Origin of the sequence: Pantoea sp. GM_Pan_4, from assembly GCF_026541005.1 — a bacterium.
Lineage (GTDB): Bacteria > Pseudomonadota > Gammaproteobacteria > Enterobacterales > Enterobacteriaceae > Pantoea > Pantoea dispersa.
The window spans coordinates 218,853-237,074 of sequence record NZ_JALNUZ010000001.1 but is presented as its reverse complement, the minus strand read 5'-3'; the positions used below and the strand labels follow the sequence as shown (position 1 = coordinate 237,074).

The following is an 18,222-nucleotide window of genomic DNA, read 5'->3' as shown; positions in this document are numbered from 1 at the left end:
GTTTCCTTAGCCTGTCTGCCAAATTAATCGGTGATATACATTATCTGACTGCTCTGCGGCAAAGCCGCTTATAAAAAGAAGGTTATTATGATCAGCGCAGACGCTTTTTATCGCAAATTACGTTTTCCATTTAAACTCACACATGCTGCCATTAAATTTCCCGTGGCCAATGCGCACGCCCGGCAATATCAGGTCCTGTCAGCAGAACAGACCATCGATCTGCTGCTCAGCGATGACCGGCTCTCAGTGTGCCGCTATGGGGATGGGGAACTGGAAATGACGCTATTTAAGAATATTGGCTTTCAGTCTTTTGATGAACGCCTTTCCATTCGCCTGAAAGAGATCATGCGCCGTGGCACGCAGAGCGATAATCGCTGTCTGCTGTGTATGCCTGATGCCTTTCGCGGCACCGGGAATATGCGTTTTGGCTCAGCGCTTTTCTGGTTTTTTCATAAAGCGTTTTTCTTTCGCCACTATGAGCATTTATTAAAGAAAGGCTATCGCTATGGTAATACTTCGGTAACGCGACCTTATCATGATTATAAAGATAAACAGCCGGCGGCACGTATTTTTGCCAAATTTAAACAGCTGTTTCACGATAAAAAAATTCTGATTGTTGAGGGTAGCGGCACGCGCCTTGGTCTCGGTAACGATCTGCTGGATGGCGCACGGCAGATCCGGCGCATTACCACTCTCAACCGTAACGCGTTTTCGGTTTATAACGAGCTATACAGTAATGTACTGGCGCACGCGCGCGAGTTCGACATGGTATTGATCTCCCTTGGACCGACGGCAACCGTGCTGGCTTACGACCTCAGTCAGCACGGCATTCGCTGCATTGATACCGGCCATATCGATATTGAGTATGAGTGGATGCGCAGCGCGGCACGCACTAAGGTGCAGGTCGCGGGGAAAAATGTGAATGAGGTCGGTTTATTACAGAGTGACGAACAGCAGGAAGCGGATGCGCATTATCGCAGCCAGATTCTGCTGCACGTCGGTTTAGGTCAGGAGCCACTGCGCAGTGCCGCGGTGGTCACGCAGCCGATAGTGTGATGCAGCGCACCGTAACCGATCGTGCCGGCGATCGGTTTGGTGCAGTACGCTCAGATAGCGGGTATTTATTAGCCAGCGCGATGGTTCTGACTGCGACGGCGCGGGCACTATGGCATGGCGGACACTAATTAGTTAGCAGCCTTAGCAATCTGGCATTACCTTTGCTTAATGATTCCTGTGTTCATTTTCAGGAGTCGCATGATGAAAGCGTCCTCAACCCGCTACACCATTTTCTCGCTGCTGTTTCTCATCGCACTGATTAACTACATCGACCGCGGTGCGCTATCGTTCGCCGCCAACGCTATCTCGCAGGAATTTCACTTCAGTAAAGTGCAACTCGGTGCCGTGCTGGGCTACTTTGGCTTTGGCTATCTGTTCGGGTCACTGTGCGGCGGCTTCCTTGCCGATCGGCTGGGCACCAAAAAGGTCTGGCTGATGGCCGGCATTCTGTGGTCGCTGCTGGAGATCGCCACCGCCTGGGCCGGAGAGCTGGGCATGGCGCTGTTTGGCGGCTCGGCGATCATGGGGTTTGCTGCACTGCGCGTGCTGTTTGGCTTCAGCGAAGGGCCGGCCTACGCGTTGATGAACAAAACCATCGCCCACTGGGCACCGGATAACGAACGCGGTTTCGCGCTGGGAATTGGCCTGCTGAGCACCCAGGTGGGCTCGCTGCTGACCGCACCGATTGCCGTCGGACTGCTGCTGCTCACCAACGACTGGCGCATGATGTTTATGCTGCTCGGCGCGTTTTCACTGCTGGCGATGCTGCTGTTTGCCCGCCACTTTACTGATACGCCACAGCAGCATCCCCGTGCCAATGCCGTCGAGCGTCAGCTGATCATTACCGGGCAACGCCAGCAGCCGCAGGACGAAGGCGCGCTGCCGTGGTGGCGCTTCTTCACCAGCCGCACGCTGGTGTGCAACGCGCTGGGCTATTTCAGTTTCCTCTACATCACCTTTACCCTGGTGACCTGGCTGCCGAAATATCTGCAGGATAATTTCCACTATGACCTGCACTCGCTGTGGTATGTGGCGATGATCCCGTGGAGCGGTGCCTGCCTGACGGTGCTGCTGGGCGGGCGCATCGCCGATCGCCTGCTGGCGCGCTTTAACAATCTGCGGCTGGCGCGCAACCTGTTTGCCGCCGTGACGCTGTGCGCCACCGCCTGCTGCTTTATGGCCATTCCCTGGGTCGGATCTGCTGCCGGGATTATCGCGCTGATGACGCTCGGCAACGCGCTCAATGCGCTGGTGAATAACGTCTACTGGTCGGTCGTGATTGACGTGACGCCGAAGGCATCGGTCGGCACCTTCAGCGGCATGACGCTGGCCATCGCCAACCTCGCGTCGATCATTTCACCGATGCTGTGCGGCTGGCTGGCGCAGTACTACGGTTATAACGCCATGTTTACCGTCACCGCCTGTATCGCCTTTGGCAGCATGCTGGCCATGACACTGCTGCAGCCGGAGAAACGTCTGCAAGCCGATGCGCCGCCAGCCGCCGCGCAGCAGGCTTTGTAAGCGTTATCGCCCGTGCCGCTGGCAGAAGGCGGCGATATCCGGCGACTGAAAATCCGCCAGGTGCGCCATCAGCTTCTCCAGCGGCCAGTTCCACCAGGCAATCGCCTGCAGCTGCGCCGCGATGTCGGCGCTGAAACGGGCGCGAATCGGTTTCGCCGGCACACCTCCGACGATGGTGTAAGGCGGCACATCTTTACTCACCACCGCCCCGGCCGCCAGCACGGCGCCGTCACCGACCGTCACGCCAGGCAGGACAATCACGCCGTGACCGATCCACACATCGTGACCAATGATCACCCGATCGGCACGGCGTCCGGCGAAGAAACCGGCATCGCGCTGCGCGTGGCTGTCGTAATACTCCGGGCAGTAGGTGAAGCGATGCTGTGAGGCGCGATCCATCGGATGATTCGGTGCCCCGATACGCACCTGATTGGCGATGGCCGTGAAGCGGCCAATCTGCGCATCCGCCACGCAGCAGTGTTCCCCAAGGTAGGAAAAATCACCCAGTTCGCTGTATTCCAGATAACTGTGCGCCAGAATTTCACACTGCTGGCCAATCTGCGTGTCGCGCAGACGGACGCTGGGATCGATCGCGGTGTGTTGCAGTTTAGCGGGATGCTGGGTGGCAGAAATCATAAAGCAGGTGCTCCGTTGTGGTCAGATGTCTGGATAAGTGGTTGCCTCAACGCAACCGCGAGCCACAACACTAGAGCGGGAAGATGACAGGAATGCTATCGTGTTGCTCCACCGGGAGATCTTCAGGAGAAAATGGAATGAAAGCGTCCCTGCCGTTATTAGCCTTGCTATTCAGTACCGCCCCCGCCTTTGCCGCCCTGCCGCCCGACATCAAAGCCGGAGAAATTGTGCAGGTCGAACTGGCGCAGCTGCATCCCACTCAGGCCGCCATTGGTTATCGCCAGCTGGATTACAAGCAGCATCGTTATCAGGCCGATCCGGAAAAGCTGTTCGATGACTATTGCGAAAGCATGGGACAAATTTCACGCCGCGCTCCACCCTGCGCGATCCGGCCAGTTTCAGCTGTAAGGCGCCGGTCGGCAGCGAACCCGGCCCGATGAAAACCGCGGTGATCGGCCCGGATAATCAACTGTACCTGACTGATGGCCACCATACGTTCAGCAACTTTGCTGACATGGCCGGCCTGTCAACGCCGGTGCAGGTGCGCATTACCGATGATTTCCGCCCGCTGAAAAGCCAGGCTGCTTTCTGGCAGAAAATGGCGGCGGCACATCTGGTGTGGCTGGAGACGCCAAACGGTAAGATCGCCCCCGAAGCACTGCCGCAGGAGCTGGGTCGCCAGCATATGCAGGATGATGAGTATCGTTCGCTGATCTACTTTGTGCGCGATATCGGCTTCGATAAGCCAGACAACCCGCCGCCGTTCCTTGAATTCTTCTGGGGACAGTGGCTGAGCCGGGAACTGCCGCTGAAAGCGTTCAACCTGCGCGACCGCGACGGCTACGCCGCAGCGGTGAAAAAGGTGGCGGAGAAGATGGTGAGCGTGCCGAAGGATACGGTGATTGCGCAGAGTGATAGCGGTCCGCTGACGGCGCAGGCGCTCGGTGCCAGAGACGCGGTGAACCAGAAGGCGCTGAACAAGTTAAGCGCCGATAACGGTAAGCTGAGCTGGGCGTTTAAACGTTAAGCGGGCTGGGTAGTGTTGGGTTTATCCAGGTGCGCATCAATGCGCGCCCTACAAAATTACACACTATTGCTGCTGGTGCGCATCAATGCGCACCCGACAAAATCACACACCATTGTTGCTGATGCGCAGCAATACGCACCCGACAAAACCCCATACCATTGTTGCTGGTGCACGGGCATGCGTCTTTCACCGTTGTGGCAGGGTCGCCATGGATGGTGACCGAAAACGGCGGTTATACCAGCTCGCTGTTTTTAACATCCGCGGACGGTGCCAGCAGGTTTTGATCGAAGGCGCGCAGTGGCTGGCCGTGGCGAACGCGCTGTGGCCAGTCCGGATTGGCCAGCGCGCTTTTGCCCAGCGCCACATAATCTGCGCCCTGATACAACGCCATGCCGGCGCGTTCGGCATCTGACAGCGATCCGTTGATCACCACCGGCAACTGTGGCGCAGCCTGGCGCGCCAGCTGCAGCAGCGACTCTGCCGCGTCCGCGAACGCTGGCTGCAACGCATCGTGCTCGGTCAGATGCAGATAATCGATACCTGATTCAGCCAGCAGCGCAAATACCTGGCGCGCTCCGGCAGCGCCCTCCTGCCATTTATGCGTAAAATCATTCACTTTCCCCTGAGAAATCCGCACGCCCAGCGTGACGTTGGCACCGATGCGCTGTCGCACCGCGGCAATCACCTCCCGCGTCAGCGTCAGTCTTGCGATAATATCGCCGCCCCAGCGGTCGCTGCGCTGGTTGGTGTAATCGGTAAAGAACTGATCGAGCAGATAACCGTTGGCCGCGTGAATTTCAATGCCGTCAAAACCGGCTGCCTCAATGGCGCGCGCCGCGCTGTCAGCAAAGGCGTCAATTACCTGCTCAATCTGCGCATCACTTATGGCGCGCGGCAACGGATAAGCGCCGTGACCATGATAAAACCGCAGCTGTTCGCCGCGTGGCGGGATCGCCGAAGGCGCCAGCGTATCGCGCCGGTAAATGTTGCCCTGCGATATCGCACCGGCGTGCATCAGCTGTGCAATGATTTTGCTGCCGTGCTGGTGCACGCTGTTGGTGATGGCCCGCCAGCCGGCGATCTGCTGGCGATTGACCAGCCCGGCCTGAAAAGCGTAAGTCTGTGACCAGGCTTCATCGATGTAGAGACCTTCGGTGATTACTGCGCCAAAGCCACCGCGGGCGAAACGCGTATAGTACTGCTGCATACGCTCGCCCGGGACACCGTCCACACTGGCGGAGATGCGCGTCATCGGTGCCACCATCAGGCGATTGGTTAAATCGAGGTGGTTAAGCGTACTGCTCTGAAACAGGTGTTTGTCGGACATTTGGCGCTCTGAGGTAAATTATCATCAGGAGCCATTATAGTGAGTCGCTATTGTGGCAAAAATGACCGATTATGATACGTCTGCTTAACGGAAACCGTTACAATGAACTCCCGGGATATTGATGTTTTTCTGATGGTGTCGCAAACCCGCAGCCTGACGCAGGCGGCGCGGCGGCTCGGCACCACCACTATGACCGTGTCGCGCCGGCTGGCCTCACTGGAGGAGGATCTCGGCGTACGGCTGCTGCATCGCACCACGCGCGCCATTGCCCTTACCGATGAAGGCGAAGAATTTCTTCCCTATGCCAGAACGCTGGCCGAGACCGAACAGAGCGCACGCAACCTGTTCGCGCCCGATAAACAGGGGGCCACCGGCCAGCTGCGCATCACCGCGCCCACGGGGTTTGGCCGCCGCACCATCATTCCGCTGCTGCCGTCACTGATGGAGCAAAACCCCGGGCTGCGCGTTGAGTTTCAGCTCAGCGACGATGTCACGGACATTGTCGGGCTGGGCTTTGATGTCGCGATTCGCATCGCCCCGCTGCGCGATTCCCGCCTGGTGGCACACCGTCTGGCCGACAACCCGCGCCGGCTGTGTGCGGCTCCGGGCTATCTGCAACGCTTCGGCACGCCGCGTCATCTGGCGGAGCTGCATCAACACCACTGTCTGCGCCTGTCGAATGTGGTGCAGTGGAGTTTTATGGTGGACGGCCATCTCTCCAGCCTGAGCGTTGACGGACGCTTCAGCGGCAGCAATGTCGAAGGGGTGCGTGCGCTGTGCGTGGCCGGCAGCGGCATCGCGCAGCTTTCTGAGTGGGACGTGTGGGAAGAGCTGGCATCCGGCGAACTGGTGGCGCTGGAACTGGAGGACGCGCAGCCGCAGATGCTGGGCGTGTGGGCGCTGTTTCCCACCACCCGCCACCTGCCGGCGCGCGTCAGCGTATTTGTTGCGGCGCTCAGGCAGGCGATGCAACAGCAAAGCCGGCCCGGCGCGTGACGCGGGCGTACGAAAAAAGGCGGAGGGGTGAGCTCCGCCTTGTTTCAAGTTCCGGTCAGTGCGCCTGACCGGTCAGTTGCAAAAGGGCAACGATGATTTGCAGGATCACCCGGACCAGGTCCAGGAGTAATCGAACAAGTTCCATCACTTTCCTTCTCCTCTGACAGGAGCGCGCTGTTCAGCTTTCGGGGCCCTGACTCTACCCGCCGACCGCCTAAGCACATCTGTGAGGAGCGCTGAGCGGCACTCATTGTGAAAGCCACAGGCCAGCACCACCTGAAACCTGCCGGGGTTTGACTATCCGCGCCCCTGGAGTCATCAGAAAACAATAAGCATCCGCCGCGCCCAACACCTGTATAACCATACAGTATTTTAGCGAAACTTGAAATCTTTCGCTGCACATTTTATCATTCCTTTTGTGAGGAGTGCTGAGCACCCCGTTCCGAGCGCGGTTACCAGCCGGGTGACGAACATAAAAAAAGGATTTGGCGATCTGGCCAAATCCTTTTTTATTGCCTGCGATTATCCTACTGTGCGGCGCTTATACGCCAGATCGCGTTGCCGGCATCGTCGGCAATCAACACCCCGCCCTGATTATCCGTCGCCAGTCCTACCGGCAAACCGCGTACCTGCTTCTGATCGTCGGTGAGGAATCCTGACACCACCGTCTGCGGTTGCCCGACCGGTTTGCCGTTTTCAAATTTCACCCAAATCACTTTATAGCCGTTGAGCGGCGTGCGGTTCCAGCTGCCGTGTTCACTGATGAACGCGCCGCCGCGGTACTGCGGCATATTATCCGCGCCATAGAACAGCAGGCCGAGCGGTGCCACGTGTGAGCTCAGCGCATAGTCCGGCTTGATGGCTTTCGCCACCAGATCCGGCCGCTGCGGCTGTGCGCGCTCGTCGACGTGCTGACCAAAGTAGCTGTACGGCCAGCCGTAGAAACCTTTGTCCTGCACGGAGGTCAGGTAATCCGGCACCAGATCCGACCCGATTTCGTCACGCTCGTTGGCGATGGCCCACAGCTTGCCACTTTGCGGCTCCCACTGCAGACCGGTAGGATTGCGGATGCCGCTGGCATAGATGCGGCTGGCACCGGTTGCGGCGTCCACTTCCCACACCGCCGCGCGGCCATACTCTGCGCCGATGCCGTTCTCGGTGATGTTACTGTTGGAGCCGACACCGACGTACAGTTTGCTGCCGTCCGGACTGGCGAGCAGCGCTTTGGTCCAGTGGTGATTCAGCTCACCGCCCGGCAGCGACGTCACCTCTTCCGGCGGCGTACGGATTTCGGTTTCGCCGGTCTGGTAAGGGAATTTCACCAGGCTGTCGGCGTTAGCCACATACAGCGTATTGCCAATCAGCTGCATGCCAAACGGCGCATTGAGGTTTTCGATAAACCGGTGCTGTTCCCACTTGCCGTTAACGTTGCGCAGCAGCGTGATGCGGTTGCCGCCCGGGCCACCTTTGCCGGAAGATTTCTGCACCAGGCTCATGATCAATTCTTTCGGTGCCGTGACCGGGTTTTTCACCCCGTTGGCTTCTGCCACCAGCACGTCGCCATTCGGCAGCACATACAGCTGACGCGGGTGCATCAGGCTGGCCGGGATTTTCTCGATCTTCAGGCCGTCGGCCACTTTTGGTGTCTCGCCCTCTTTCCACGCGGTGCCTTCCGGCACCTGCATCGGCGGCATAAAGAAGTTTTTGGCCTGCGGCAGCTGCGGATCAGGGCCGATTTGCCGTTGCGGATCGAGGTCCGATCCGCTGTCGCAGGCGCTCAGCAGTACCGCAATTCCCAGCGCACTCATTACACGAAATTTCATGGGCGACCTCCCTGTAAACGACGCTCGCGCAGCGCCAGCTGCAGATTCGCTATCAGCAACACCACCACCACCAGGGTGGAGAGCGTCACGCCCATCGGCACCACCGCATAGGCATCGCGGCTGTGAATGAATGCGTTGACGATGGCCAGCACGATCGCCAGCAGCGACAGCCAGAAATGGGTCTTCTCTGCGGCAGGTGCGCCACGGAATAAATGAATCAGGCTGATTAGTCGCGGCACAATAGCCAGCACCAGCCCGATGGCAATCAGCCAGCTGGCGGCTTTGGTCCACATGACGATGAAGGTTTGCAGATAGATAATATCAAACAGCCAGGCAGCAAAGAAAAAGCCCAGCGGCAACGGCTCAAGCAGGGTAAACAGCGTCACGCCAACAACCGAGCGTCCCGAGGTATGGTACATCGCACTCTCCCTATCACAGTTTTTCCAGGCGAGAGCGATCCGGCCAGGCATCGCTTCGCACGCCTGAGAAATATTAGTAAAGATAAAGAGTCATGCGCACAGCCCGCACAAAAAGTTAACCGTGCCGACGGAACTGGTTCAGTTCCTGCGCGTCGTGGCTGCAGAACAGTTGCACCTCTTGCGCGTGCTGCAGTGACAGTTCACGCAGCCGCTGCTGATTGCTGTGCCAGGCGGCGCGGTCACTGCACATCAGGCGCTGATAGCCGCGCAGGCCCGGCGTACAGTGGCGCTGGCTGTGGTACATTTCACCGCGATAAAACCAGGCGTCGCCGCCATGCAGCAGCCAGCCGCCCTGGTGACGAATCGCCACGCCCGCATGGCCCAGCGTATGTCCCGGCAGCGGCACCAGCAGAATTTCATCGCTGAGATCGTCGACCGCCTTCACCGCATCAAAGCCATACCAGCGCTCGCCGCCGCTGGCATAACCGCGCCAGCCATCGTGCGCAGTCCACTGCTGCGGGCGAAACCGCTGACGCGCCAGCCAGCTGCTGTCACCCGCCTGGGTTACGGTATCCAGTTCACGCTGCAGCAGATGAATGCGGGCGGCCGGAAAATCACTGATGCCGCCGGCGTGGTCAAAATCGAGGTGGGTCAGAATAATGTGGCGCACATCTTCCGGACGAAAACCCAGCAGCTGAATCTGTGCCAGCGCGCTGAGCTGCTCGTTATAGCGAATATTATTCAGCGTGCGGAAAAAGCCCGACAGGCGGCGGTCAGGATGGCGCATGTCCTGCGTGCCCAGACCGGTATCCACGAGGATTAAACCGTGACGGTCAGTTTCCAGCAATAAGCAGTGGCACACCAGTTTAGCGAACGGACCTTTGCTGAAACCGTCGAATAGTGCGCCACCGAGCGGGCACATGCAGCCACAGTTGAGGTGATGAATTCGCATTGTTCTCCCCCAAAATAAAATGGCGCGAGCGCGCCGTTATTAAATGAATAAATAAAAAGTGATTAAACATATATGTGCCATGATGATGGTAATTGCAAATAATCCAGAATTATTCATTTATCGATTTATTTATTACTCATTTAATTTCAATGCATTGAAATATTGTGTGCGGATTTTTAATGAGCAAAAAAAATAACCGCAGCGCAAGGTTATTCACGCTACGGTTATTTAACGCGGTCGGTTACCGTTATTGATTAATCAGGCAACGCGTGCCGCCCACCACAGGCGCAGCTTTAGCCCCCAGCTGCTGGTCCAGCCGCTGCTGGTGCTGACCACCTTGCCCTGATGCAGCACGATGAACGTCGGCGTAGCGCTGACTTGCCAGCGCTGTCCCAGCGCCCCGCTTTCATCATTGACGGCGAATCCCCGTACTCCTTTTTTATCCAGCCAGGTGGCAACGCGCGCATCGCTGCCGGATCGCAGAGCCACACTGACCACCTGCGTGCCGTGCTGACTGAGCGCGGCCACCGTCGGTGTGGTGAGTTTGCACACGCCACACCAGCTGGCCCAGACGTAAACCAGCACCGGCCGCTGCTGGCTCAGCGTCGCCAGGTTCACCTCGCCCTGCTGCGCGCTGAGCGGCTGCCGGGCCACATCCGCGGGCAGCTGCGGTGCACGCAGCCAGTCCATGGCCAGCAGCAGCGCCGCTGCCATCAGCAACAACAGCACGCCTTCGCGCAGCCAGCGCGTTAACCGGCTCATGGCTGAGCCTGCAGCGCACCTTTCACCGCGGCTTCCAGCTGTGCATAAGGCACTGCCCCGCTGATCAGCTGATTGCCCACCAGCGTGGCGGGCGTACCCTGCACACCCAGCTGCTGCGCCAGCGTCAGGTTGAGGTTGATGGTGTCGAGGCTGGCGGTGCTCGGCGCCGATAAGCTGATGCCACTTTTGTCGAGCGCGGCGGCGATGCTGGCTTCATCATGGTTGCCTTTCTTTGCCATCAGCCGTTCATGCAGCTTAAGAAAGTTATTCGGCTGCTGCTCCCACACCGTCAGCGCCAGACGCGCCGAACTGAGCGAGCTTTCAGCGCGGTACGGCAGCGGCTTCAGCACCACGGCCACCTGCGGATAGTTGTGCAGCAGTTTTTCGATATCCGCCTCAAACTTTTTGCAAAAGACGCAGTTGTAGTCGGTGAAATAGACCAGCGTCAGTGCCGGTTTTTTGGCACCGATGCGCGGTGAGCCGGCATCGTCAAACAGCGCCGCGCGGTTTTTCTCTACCATCTGCGCGACCACGTTTTGCTGCTGGCGCGCGGCTTCTTTATCAAATGCGTCGGCGGCTTCCGCCAGAATCGCCGGATTTTGCACCAGGGTTTCGCGAATCAGCTGTTTGATGCGCGCCTCCTGCTCAGGGGTAAATGGCGCGGCGGCCAGGGCGGGTGCTGCCAGTAACATCAGCGAAAGTAACAGGGATTTTTTCATCATTTTTTTGCCTCAGAGAGTGTTGAAATCACCGCATCACGACTTAATAACGGCGATAAAATCTGGCCGTGCGGCAGTGCCGGGCCATAAATCTGGTTAAAGGGGATCGCTACGCGATCGCGGCGGCGCAGGAACTCGCCGATGGCCGGATCCGGTTGTGTCCAGTCACCGCGCAGCAGCACCACATCCTCTGCGCCGAGGGCGGCACGCACGTCAGGCTGATTCAGCACCCGCGATTTATTCACTTTGCAGGTGATGCACCAGTCAGCGGTGACATCGACAAAGACGCGCTTATCCTGCTCCAGCGCCTGATTGATGGCGGCTTCGGTCAGCGGTTGCCACACCAGCGATTCTTCTTCCGGTGAGAGACGCGTCAGCAGTAACAGCGCGCCCGCCAGCGTCACGGTAATGAACACCAGACCTGCCTGCGGCAGCGCGCGGCGTGCGATTAGCCAGCCCGTCAGCGCCAGCATAAGGATGGCCGCCAGCAGAATGGCGACGGTGCTGCCCCAGTGTGGAATCAGCAGCGTCACCAGCCACAGCGTTGCCAGCAGCATCAGCAGCCCCAGCAGCGTGCGCAGATGCAGCATCCAGCGCCCCGGACGTGGCAGGCAGCGCGCCATGCCCGGCAGCGCCGCAACCAGCAGCCACGGCAGACTCATGCCGACGCCGAGCGCGACAAACAGCAGCCACAGCTGCGGCAGCGGCGCGGTCAGCGCATAGGCGACGGCGGTGCCAAGAAACGGTGCGCTGCACGGCGTCGCCAGCAGCGTGGCAAAGGCCCCCTGGCCAAAATGCCCTGCCAGACCGGCACCGCCGTGCGTCGCCAGCCGGGTAGTCAGGCCGGAAGGCAGGCGAAAATGCAGCAGATCGAACAGACTGGCGCTGAACAGGAACATCACCAGCACCATCACCAGCAGAAAGCCGCTGCTCTGAAACTGAATGCCCCAGCCCAGCGCCTGACCGCTGAGCCGTAGCACGGTCATCAGCAGCGCCAGCAGCAGGAAAGAGAACAGAATGCCGGCGCTGGACGCGAGAAACTGCTGACGCGTCTGGCGTTGCGTCTGTCCCTGCTGCTGCACCAGACTGCTCAGTTTGATCGCCAGCACCGGCAGCACACAGGGCATCAGGTTGAGAATCAGCCCGCCGAGCAGCGCCAGCAGCACTACCGACCACAGCGTGGCGTTTCCGGCAGAGGGAGAAAACAGCGGCTGATGACCAAGGGTCAGCTGGCTTTGCTGAGCGATACCGGCGTCAGCGATAACCAGCGACAGCGCTTTACCGCGCAGGTCCGGCGCGGCCTCGCCCCATTCATCGGTTACTGCCACGCGGGCGGTCAGCATCTCGCCCTGCACGCTGATTTGCGGCGCCGCCAGCATGCTGCCCTGCGGATAATCAAAGAACAGTTCCGGCTGCTGCCAGCCCTGCTGACGCTGCGCCCGGATTTGCAGCGTGCCATCAACGAAGCTGGCATCAAGCTGATCGGTCAGCCCGCTGTCAGCCGGGATCTTCCCCATCGCCTGGGCGAAATCACGTGCAAAATCCGGACTGGCGGGCTGCGAGAGATCGAGCTGGAACGGAAAATCCGTCAGGATGCAGACGTCGCTACAGGTGGACAGCGTCAGCGTGCCGGCCAGCGTGCCCTGCGGGGCAGAATCGAGCACGATGGGCAGCGTAACGTTGCCTTTGTAGCCCTGCGTGGTGAGGCCGCTGACGTCAAAGCGCGCTGGCACTGGCCACGACCAGCGGGCGTTGACATCCGGCGTTTGCCAGCGGATTTCCGGCGCGACGCCGCCTTCGCCCGGCGAGCGCCAGTAGGTTTTCCAGCCCGGCTGCAGGCGAATATCCAGCAGCAGTTGCAGGTGATCGCCCTGCGGCGCGGCGCGCAGGCGCACTTCGGCGTGGCTGTTTTGCGCATTGCGCAGCCAGCCGGTATCGGCGGCTTGCACGCTCAGCGCGCAGCTCGCCACGAGGAGCAGCAGGCTCCTGATCAGGAATGTCATAATCGTTTCTCCGGTGAATAACAGGGTTTACGCGGTGTATCGCGTAGTGTTATTCCCGGAAGACGCAGAGCGTGAGATGGCGCCGTCGCAGCGGCACAAACAGCGGTTCACGCCGCCAGACAGTGGCAGACGAGGTCTGGAAGAGCGTGGCGATCAACGCCAGCAGCAGTACGAGGAATGGCAGCGCGGTATCGAGCAGCGGCGCGCTGCCGCTGAGTGACTTAGCGCCCAGCGCACAGGGTTTATCACTGCTGGCACCGTCATCAACGGCGGCGCTGTGAGCAGTAATGCTAACGACAGGCTGAGTCGGGAGATTGAAGCTGCGCTGGACGAGACAAAATGCCAGCACCAGACAAACCAGTGCCAGAATCCATTTTGCGCGTTGGGGCGATATCGTCATGCCACAGCCTCAGAGAAAAGTGCGGCCAGTTTATGCAAAAGCAGCAGAAACACCAACCCCTGCTGTGTAAACTTTTGTCTTTATGCCAGCGGGAGCAGGCTGACAGCAGAGAGGGAGAAATAATTCACGTTGATTAACCTCTCCGCCCTTGTGGTCATAGCCTAAAGGCTATAAACTCATTTATAGCAAAAAAGCTATGGGATAGCGCTATGTGGGAAATATTAACAACGGATGTTTTTGATGACTGGTTTCTTGCGCAAAATGAAGGTTTACGTGAGGACATGTTAGCAGTGATGCAAATCCTGGCGGAGATGGGACCAAAACTCGGTCGTCCCTACGTTGATACCTTGAAGGGGTGTCAGTTTCCTAATCTAAAAGAACTGCGTGTGCAGCATGCAGGCATGCCTGTCAGAGCCTTTTTCGCCTTCGATCCGGTGCGCCGTGCGATTGTACTTTGCGCAGGAAATAAGGCTGGCTGTCAGCAGAAACAATTTTACCGCACAATGATTCGCCTGGCTGAAGCGGAATACCGCAAGCATTTAGTGCATATGGAGGGATAATGGGGACCTACAAGCAACTACTGGCAAAACAATCACCTGAAAGTCAGCAGCGCATCGCTGAAAAGGTGGAAAAGCTGCGTCAGGAAATAGCCCTGAGCCAATTGCGTGAAGAGCTAAACCTTTCGCAAACTGAACTGGCGCGCACCATCGGTGTATCACAACCAACGCTGGCAAAGATGGAAAATCCGGAAAACGATCCGCGCCTGTCAACGCTAAAACGCTACGTCGCCGCGCTTGGTGGGGAACTTCGTATTGATGTTAAACTGCCAAACGGCAAACATTTTGCTTTTCAGCTGTGATTAATCAGTAAACGCCAGCGGCGGCGTTCGCGCAGCAGGCGCTGATGCACCCGCTGCAGCTGGGGTAACGTGAGCGCGGCGACCGCTTCTGGCGTAAGCACCGGCAGTCCCTGCTGTTTTCGCAGTGCCTCACTGGCGGCGTCGGCGTTCTGGTGTGGCTGGCACTGCGCCAGTAGCGTCGCCTGCCAGCCCTGCAGCGTTTCATCGTTGATGGCGGCGAGTTCACTCACCATATCGCGCAAAAACGCTTTGCAGTGTTGCAGCAGCGTGCGCCAGCCAATGGACGGGGATTGCAGCGCCAGCTGGAGTCCATCCACATCCGCCACGCGCTGGTAGCGCGCTGACACCACGTAGCCAATCTGTTGCTCAACCCGCAGGCGCTGAAAGAAGCGTGGTTCAAACATCAGCGCCAGCGCACGCAGCGCCGCGAGGCTGGCATCATCGGCAGCGGGCAGCGGAATAAACAGCAACAAGGCCTGTTCGTTCGCCGCACAGCGCAGCGCGCTGACGCCGTGCTGCAGCGCAGCCGCGCGCGCCGGCGCAGGCTGAGTCTGAACCACCTCGCTCAGCCCGTGCGCGGCGTGCTGACTGACGCTTTCGCTGTGGCCGCACCAGGCGGCCTGCCATGCAGGATGCGCAGCCGGGGCCAGCAGCTGCTGCGGTAGCGCTTCCAGCAACTGACGAATCACAATATTTTGTGCAGCACGGTGCGGTTGCGGCAGCACCGGCGCATTCAGCGCCGCCAGCACGCCAGGCAGCTGTTGCAGCGCGGGCATTGCATCGTCAGGCAGATCAATCACCAGTTGCCAGACGCCCTGCTGCTGTTGCCAGCGTCCGCTGCCACCGGCATGGCGCAGTGCGGCCAGCCGTGGGCGCAGCTGCTGCTGCCAGCTTAGCGCCGCCTCGTCACTCAGGGTGTGATAAAACGCCGGGCGCACCAGCAGCGTTTCCCGCGGCTGCACCGGGTTTGCGCGCAGCAACGGCGGGCAATTTGCCGGGAGTTCCGGCGAATGCCGGACGTCAGCGCACGGATAAAATGACCAGTTAACCGGCGCGACCGGGCCAACCGCGGTCGGTGGCCATGGCGCGCGCTGCAGACAGAATCCCTGCGTGGTATAAGGCACGGCGGACAGCTGTCGCTGCGTCAGCAGCCGCGTGCACGAGGCCTGTGACAGCGCGGCGATAAAACCGGTGAAATCTGCGGGAACGTCAGCTGCCGGCGCCGATCCCAGCGCCTGTCCGCGCAGCTGCGTCAGCGGCGACAGCGCAGCGAAATCCTGCTGGGCCAGTTGCAAATAGTGACGATACTGCGCTGGCGTGGCGGCGCGCACCGCACGCAAATGCTGCCAGAAGAGCTGTTCAATGCGTCTTGCCGCCAACGCTGACAGCGCTGGCGCACTGAAGCGCAACGTCAGCCAGCTATGATCGGCGCTCTGCCACAGCCATTCACACTGCAGCGATGCGCACAATTGCTCGCTGCGCAGCTGCGCCATCAGGCTGCCAGGGGCTTCATCCTGCCAGAAAGCCTCCAGCAATGTGACATTGTCACGCAAGGCGTTTTCTTCGCCGTTGATAAACAGGCTAAGCCAGAATGACTCTTCATCGGGAAGCTGGATGAGCGTTTCAACAGGCTCCGGCGCGGGAATGGCTGGCAATGAGGAGTGCACCGCACCGCCTGACTGGCGAACAGCAAACGCCTCAGCCAGCTGCTGTAATTCATCCAGCGATTGCGGTCCGCTCAGCCACAGCTGCTGGTTGGCGGCGACAAAATGCTGCTGATGAAACAGCCGCAGCGCCTGCTGCAGTTCCGTTACGTTGTCACCAAAGCTCGCCGCACTCCCGACGCGAAAGCGGCGCAGTGCGCCACCGGCCGCGTCGAGCAGCGCTGCTTCACTCAGCGTTTCGGCATGATGCCGTAGCAGCTGAAATTCTGCCTCAATGACCGCCGCTTCCTGCGTAATCGCCGTACCGGTCAGTAGTGGCGCAGCCAGCACATCTGCCAGCCTTGCCACGCCCGCCGCCAGCGCCTGCGCCGGCAGCTGGAAGAACCAGGCACTGCGGCTGAGTTGCGTGGTGGCATTCACCTGACCACCCTGTTGCTGCAGCCACGGCATCAGGCGCTCATCGCCGGTAAAGCCAGCGCTGCCGCAAAACAGCAGATGTTCCAGCAGATGCGCTAGGCCGGGCCAGCGATCGGGTTCGTGCAGGCTGCCCGCGCCGACGCGCACCAGCGCCGAGCTTTCCCGCGCATCGGGCTGGTGCGACAGATGACAGCGCAGACCGTTAGCCAGCGTCAGGCTGCGTTCGCACATCAGGTGACCCGCTGTTTGAAAATCAGCTCAGAATTGCTGCGGTTGCGGAACTGCAGCTGGGCGATTTTGATATCGCTGCAGCTGGCTTCGCGGCGTGCCTCAAGAATTTTTCCATGATGCGGCGACTTGCTGCATACCGGGTCGGTGTTGTCGGCATTGCCGGTCAGCATGTATGCCTGGCAGCGGCAACCGCCGAAATCTTTCTCTTTCTCATCACATGAGCGGCACGGTTCCGGCATCCAGTCGAAGCCGCGATAGCGATTGAAGCCAAACGAGTTGTACCAGATATCCTCCAGGCTCTGCTCCAGCACTGAGGGAAACTGCACCGGCAACTGGCGCGCGCTGTGACAGGGTAACGCCGTACCTTCCGGCGTCACGCTGAGAAATATCGATCCCCAGCCGCCCATACAGGGTTTGGGCCGCTCTTCGTAGTAATCCGGCGTGACAAACAACAGATTGGTGAGATTGCCGCTGCTGCCCATGCGCTCACGGTAGCGCGCAACCACCGCTTCGGCGCGGGCAATCTGCTCGCGCGTTGGCAGTAATCCCTGACGGTTAAGATGCGCCCAGCCGTAAAACTGACAGGTGGCCAGCTCGACATCATCCGCCTCCAGCTCAATACACAGATCGATGATTTTATCGATCTGGTCGATGTTATGGCGGTGCAGCACGAAGTTCAGCACCATCGGGTAGCCGTGCTTTTTCACCGCTTTTGCCATCGCCAGCTTCTGCTGAAACGCCTTCTGCGAACCGGCCAGCGCGGCGTTCAGCGTTTCATCACTCGCCTGGAAACTGATCTGGATGTGATCCAGCCCGGCGTCGGCGAAGGCATCAAGCTTTTTCTCCGTCAGGCCAATGCCGGAGGTGATCAGGTTGGTGTAAAAGCCCAGATCGCGCGCGGCGCGAATCAGCTCCGGCAGATCTTTGCGCGTCAGCGGTTCACCGCCGGAAAAGCCCAGCTGCACGCTGCCCATGGCGCGTGCCTGGCGGAACACCTCGATCCACTGTTCGGTGCTCAGCTCTTGTTCCTGCTGCGAAAAATCCAGCGGGTTCGAGCAGTAAGGACACTGCAGCGGGCAGCGATAAGTCAGCTCCGCCAGCAGCCACAGCGGCGCATTCACGCCAGGTTTATTCGGGTTCACGACACTGGATCCACTTCTGTTCAATGGCCGATTGCAGGAAGTCTTTGACGTCATCATCGACGCCGCCCGCCTCCGGAAAACGCGCATTGAGCGTGGCGATAATGGCCGCCACATCCTGCTTGCCGGTCACCAGTTCCAGAATGGCGGCAGCGGTTTCATTCAGCTTCGCCATCCCTTCCGGGTAAAGCACCACGTGGCTGTCCTGCGCGGCTTCCCACTGCAGACGATAGCCGCGGCGAAACGCCGGAATCAGAGTCTCTTTCATGTG

The 18,222-nt window shown here is 59.4% G+C and carries 19 protein-coding genes; 7 read left to right on the top strand and 12 right to left on the bottom strand.

All coding sequences use genetic code 11. The features are described 5' to 3' along the window. Nucleotides 1-87 precede the first annotated feature (87 nt). Nucleotides 88-1,056 (top strand): GT-D fold domain-containing glycosyltransferase, encoded by a 969-nt coding sequence (locus tag OXR61_RS01195; RefSeq protein ID WP_021505994.1) that lies wholly within the window; start codon nucleotides 88-90, stop codon nucleotides 1,054-1,056. A 201-nt stretch (nucleotides 1,057-1,257) separates the two neighbouring features. Continuing rightward, entirely contained in the window at nucleotides 1,258-2,577 is a 1,320-nt protein-coding gene (locus tag OXR61_RS01190; protein ID WP_021505993.1) for an MFS transporter, read from the top strand. Nucleotides 2,578-2,580: 3 nt separating this feature from the next. Here OXR61_RS01190 and OXR61_RS01185 read toward each other — a convergent pair whose 3' ends face one another. Beyond that, a complete protein-coding gene (locus OXR61_RS01185; protein WP_021505992.1) occupies nucleotides 2,581-3,213 on the bottom strand; it encodes a DapH/DapD/GlmU-related protein in 633 nt (210 codons plus the stop codon). A 137-nt stretch (nucleotides 3,214-3,350) separates the two neighbouring features. Here OXR61_RS01185 and OXR61_RS01180 point away from each other — a divergent pair, with 137 nt between their 5' ends. After that, nucleotides 3,351-3,653: a ParB-like protein gene (locus OXR61_RS01180; RefSeq protein WP_267410489.1), complete on the top strand. Its 303-nt coding sequence runs from the start codon at nucleotides 3,351-3,353 to the stop codon at nucleotides 3,651-3,653. Further along, nucleotides 3,650-4,240 carry a ParB/Srx family N-terminal domain-containing protein gene (locus OXR61_RS01175; RefSeq protein ID WP_267410488.1) on the top strand — a complete coding sequence of 197 codons (591 nt, stop codon included), beginning with the start codon at nucleotides 3,650-3,652 and terminating at the stop codon, nucleotides 4,238-4,240. Before OXR61_RS01180 ends, OXR61_RS01175 begins: the two co-directional genes overlap by 4 nt. A 232-nt stretch (nucleotides 4,241-4,472) precedes the next feature. Here the strand turns inward: OXR61_RS01175 and OXR61_RS01170 are convergent, their stop codons facing one another. After that, nucleotides 4,473-5,567, bottom strand: a complete 1,095-nt coding sequence (locus OXR61_RS01170) for an NADH:flavin oxidoreductase (RefSeq protein WP_021505990.1) — start codon at nucleotides 5,565-5,567, stop codon at nucleotides 4,473-4,475. Between the two features lie 102 nt (nucleotides 5,568-5,669). Between OXR61_RS01170 and OXR61_RS01165 the strand changes: the two genes are divergently transcribed. After that, a complete protein-coding gene (locus OXR61_RS01165) occupies nucleotides 5,670-6,563 on the top strand; it encodes a LysR family transcriptional regulator (protein ID WP_021505989.1) in 894 nt (297 codons plus the stop codon). A gap of 527 nt (nucleotides 6,564-7,090) precedes the next feature. Here OXR61_RS01165 and OXR61_RS01160 read toward each other — a convergent pair. The 7 genes from OXR61_RS01160 to OXR61_RS01130 form a co-directional block, all read right to left on the bottom strand. Further along, nucleotides 7,091-8,386 (bottom strand): sorbosone dehydrogenase family protein, encoded by a 1,296-nt coding sequence (locus tag OXR61_RS01160; protein WP_021505987.1) that lies wholly within the window; start codon nucleotides 8,384-8,386, stop codon nucleotides 7,091-7,093. Then, the gene (locus OXR61_RS01155) at nucleotides 8,383-8,805 is read right to left on the bottom strand and encodes a DUF2231 domain-containing protein (RefSeq protein ID WP_021505986.1); all 423 of its coding nucleotides are present in this window, start codon (nucleotides 8,803-8,805) and stop codon (nucleotides 8,383-8,385) included. The genes OXR61_RS01160 and OXR61_RS01155 overlap by 4 nt, the downstream gene beginning before the upstream one ends. 115 nt (nucleotides 8,806-8,920) lie before the next feature. Next, a complete protein-coding gene (locus OXR61_RS01150; RefSeq protein ID WP_031279071.1) occupies nucleotides 8,921-9,757 on the bottom strand; it encodes an MBL fold metallo-hydrolase in 837 nt (278 codons plus the stop codon). Nucleotides 9,758-10,015: 258 nt separating this feature from the next. Then, nucleotides 10,016-10,519, bottom strand: a complete 504-nt coding sequence (locus OXR61_RS01145) for a thioredoxin domain-containing protein (protein ID WP_021505983.1) — start codon at nucleotides 10,517-10,519, stop codon at nucleotides 10,016-10,018. Beyond that, complete coding sequence (locus OXR61_RS01140) at nucleotides 10,516-11,238, bottom strand: DsbA family protein (RefSeq protein ID WP_031279069.1); 723 nt, start codon at nucleotides 11,236-11,238, stop codon at nucleotides 10,516-10,518. Before OXR61_RS01140 ends, OXR61_RS01145 begins: the two co-directional genes overlap by 4 nt. Next, nucleotides 11,238-13,241, bottom strand: coding sequence for a protein-disulfide reductase DsbD domain-containing protein (locus OXR61_RS01135; RefSeq protein WP_021505981.1), 2,004 nt, complete (start codon nucleotides 13,239-13,241; stop codon nucleotides 11,238-11,240). Before OXR61_RS01135 ends, OXR61_RS01140 begins: the two co-directional genes overlap by 1 nt. Before the next feature lie 49 nt (nucleotides 13,242-13,290). Next, nucleotides 13,291-13,641, bottom strand: a complete 351-nt coding sequence (locus tag OXR61_RS01130) for a hypothetical protein (RefSeq protein WP_058758599.1) — start codon at nucleotides 13,639-13,641, stop codon at nucleotides 13,291-13,293. A 209-nt stretch (nucleotides 13,642-13,850) separates the two neighbouring features. Between OXR61_RS01130 and OXR61_RS01125 the strand changes: the two genes are divergently transcribed. Next, nucleotides 13,851-14,201, top strand: coding sequence for a type II toxin-antitoxin system RelE/ParE family toxin (locus tag OXR61_RS01125; RefSeq protein WP_021505979.1), 351 nt, complete (start codon nucleotides 13,851-13,853; stop codon nucleotides 14,199-14,201). Further along, entirely contained in the window at nucleotides 14,201-14,500 is a 300-nt protein-coding gene (locus tag OXR61_RS01120) for a helix-turn-helix transcriptional regulator (RefSeq protein WP_021505978.1), read from the top strand. Before OXR61_RS01125 ends, OXR61_RS01120 begins: the two co-directional genes overlap by 1 nt. Here the strand turns inward: OXR61_RS01120 and pqqF are convergent. The 3 genes from pqqF to pqqD are packed head-to-tail and all read right to left on the bottom strand — an operon-like array spanning nucleotide 14,491 to nucleotide 18,219. Then, a complete protein-coding gene (gene pqqF / locus OXR61_RS01115; protein WP_021505977.1) occupies nucleotides 14,491-16,812 on the bottom strand; it encodes a pyrroloquinoline quinone biosynthesis protein PqqF in 2,322 nt (773 codons plus the stop codon). The genes OXR61_RS01120 and pqqF overlap by 10 nt on opposite strands. After that, nucleotides 16,812-17,954, bottom strand: a complete 1,143-nt coding sequence (gene pqqE, locus OXR61_RS01110) for a pyrroloquinoline quinone biosynthesis protein PqqE (protein ID WP_021505976.1) — start codon at nucleotides 17,952-17,954, stop codon at nucleotides 16,812-16,814. Before pqqE ends, pqqF begins: the two co-directional genes overlap by 1 nt. Beyond that, nucleotides 17,941-18,219: a pyrroloquinoline quinone biosynthesis peptide chaperone PqqD gene (pqqD, locus tag OXR61_RS01105; protein WP_021505975.1), complete on the bottom strand. Its 279-nt coding sequence runs from the start codon at nucleotides 18,217-18,219 to the stop codon at nucleotides 17,941-17,943. The genes pqqE and pqqD overlap by 14 nt, the downstream gene beginning before the upstream one ends. Nucleotides 18,220-18,222 lie beyond the last annotated feature (3 nt).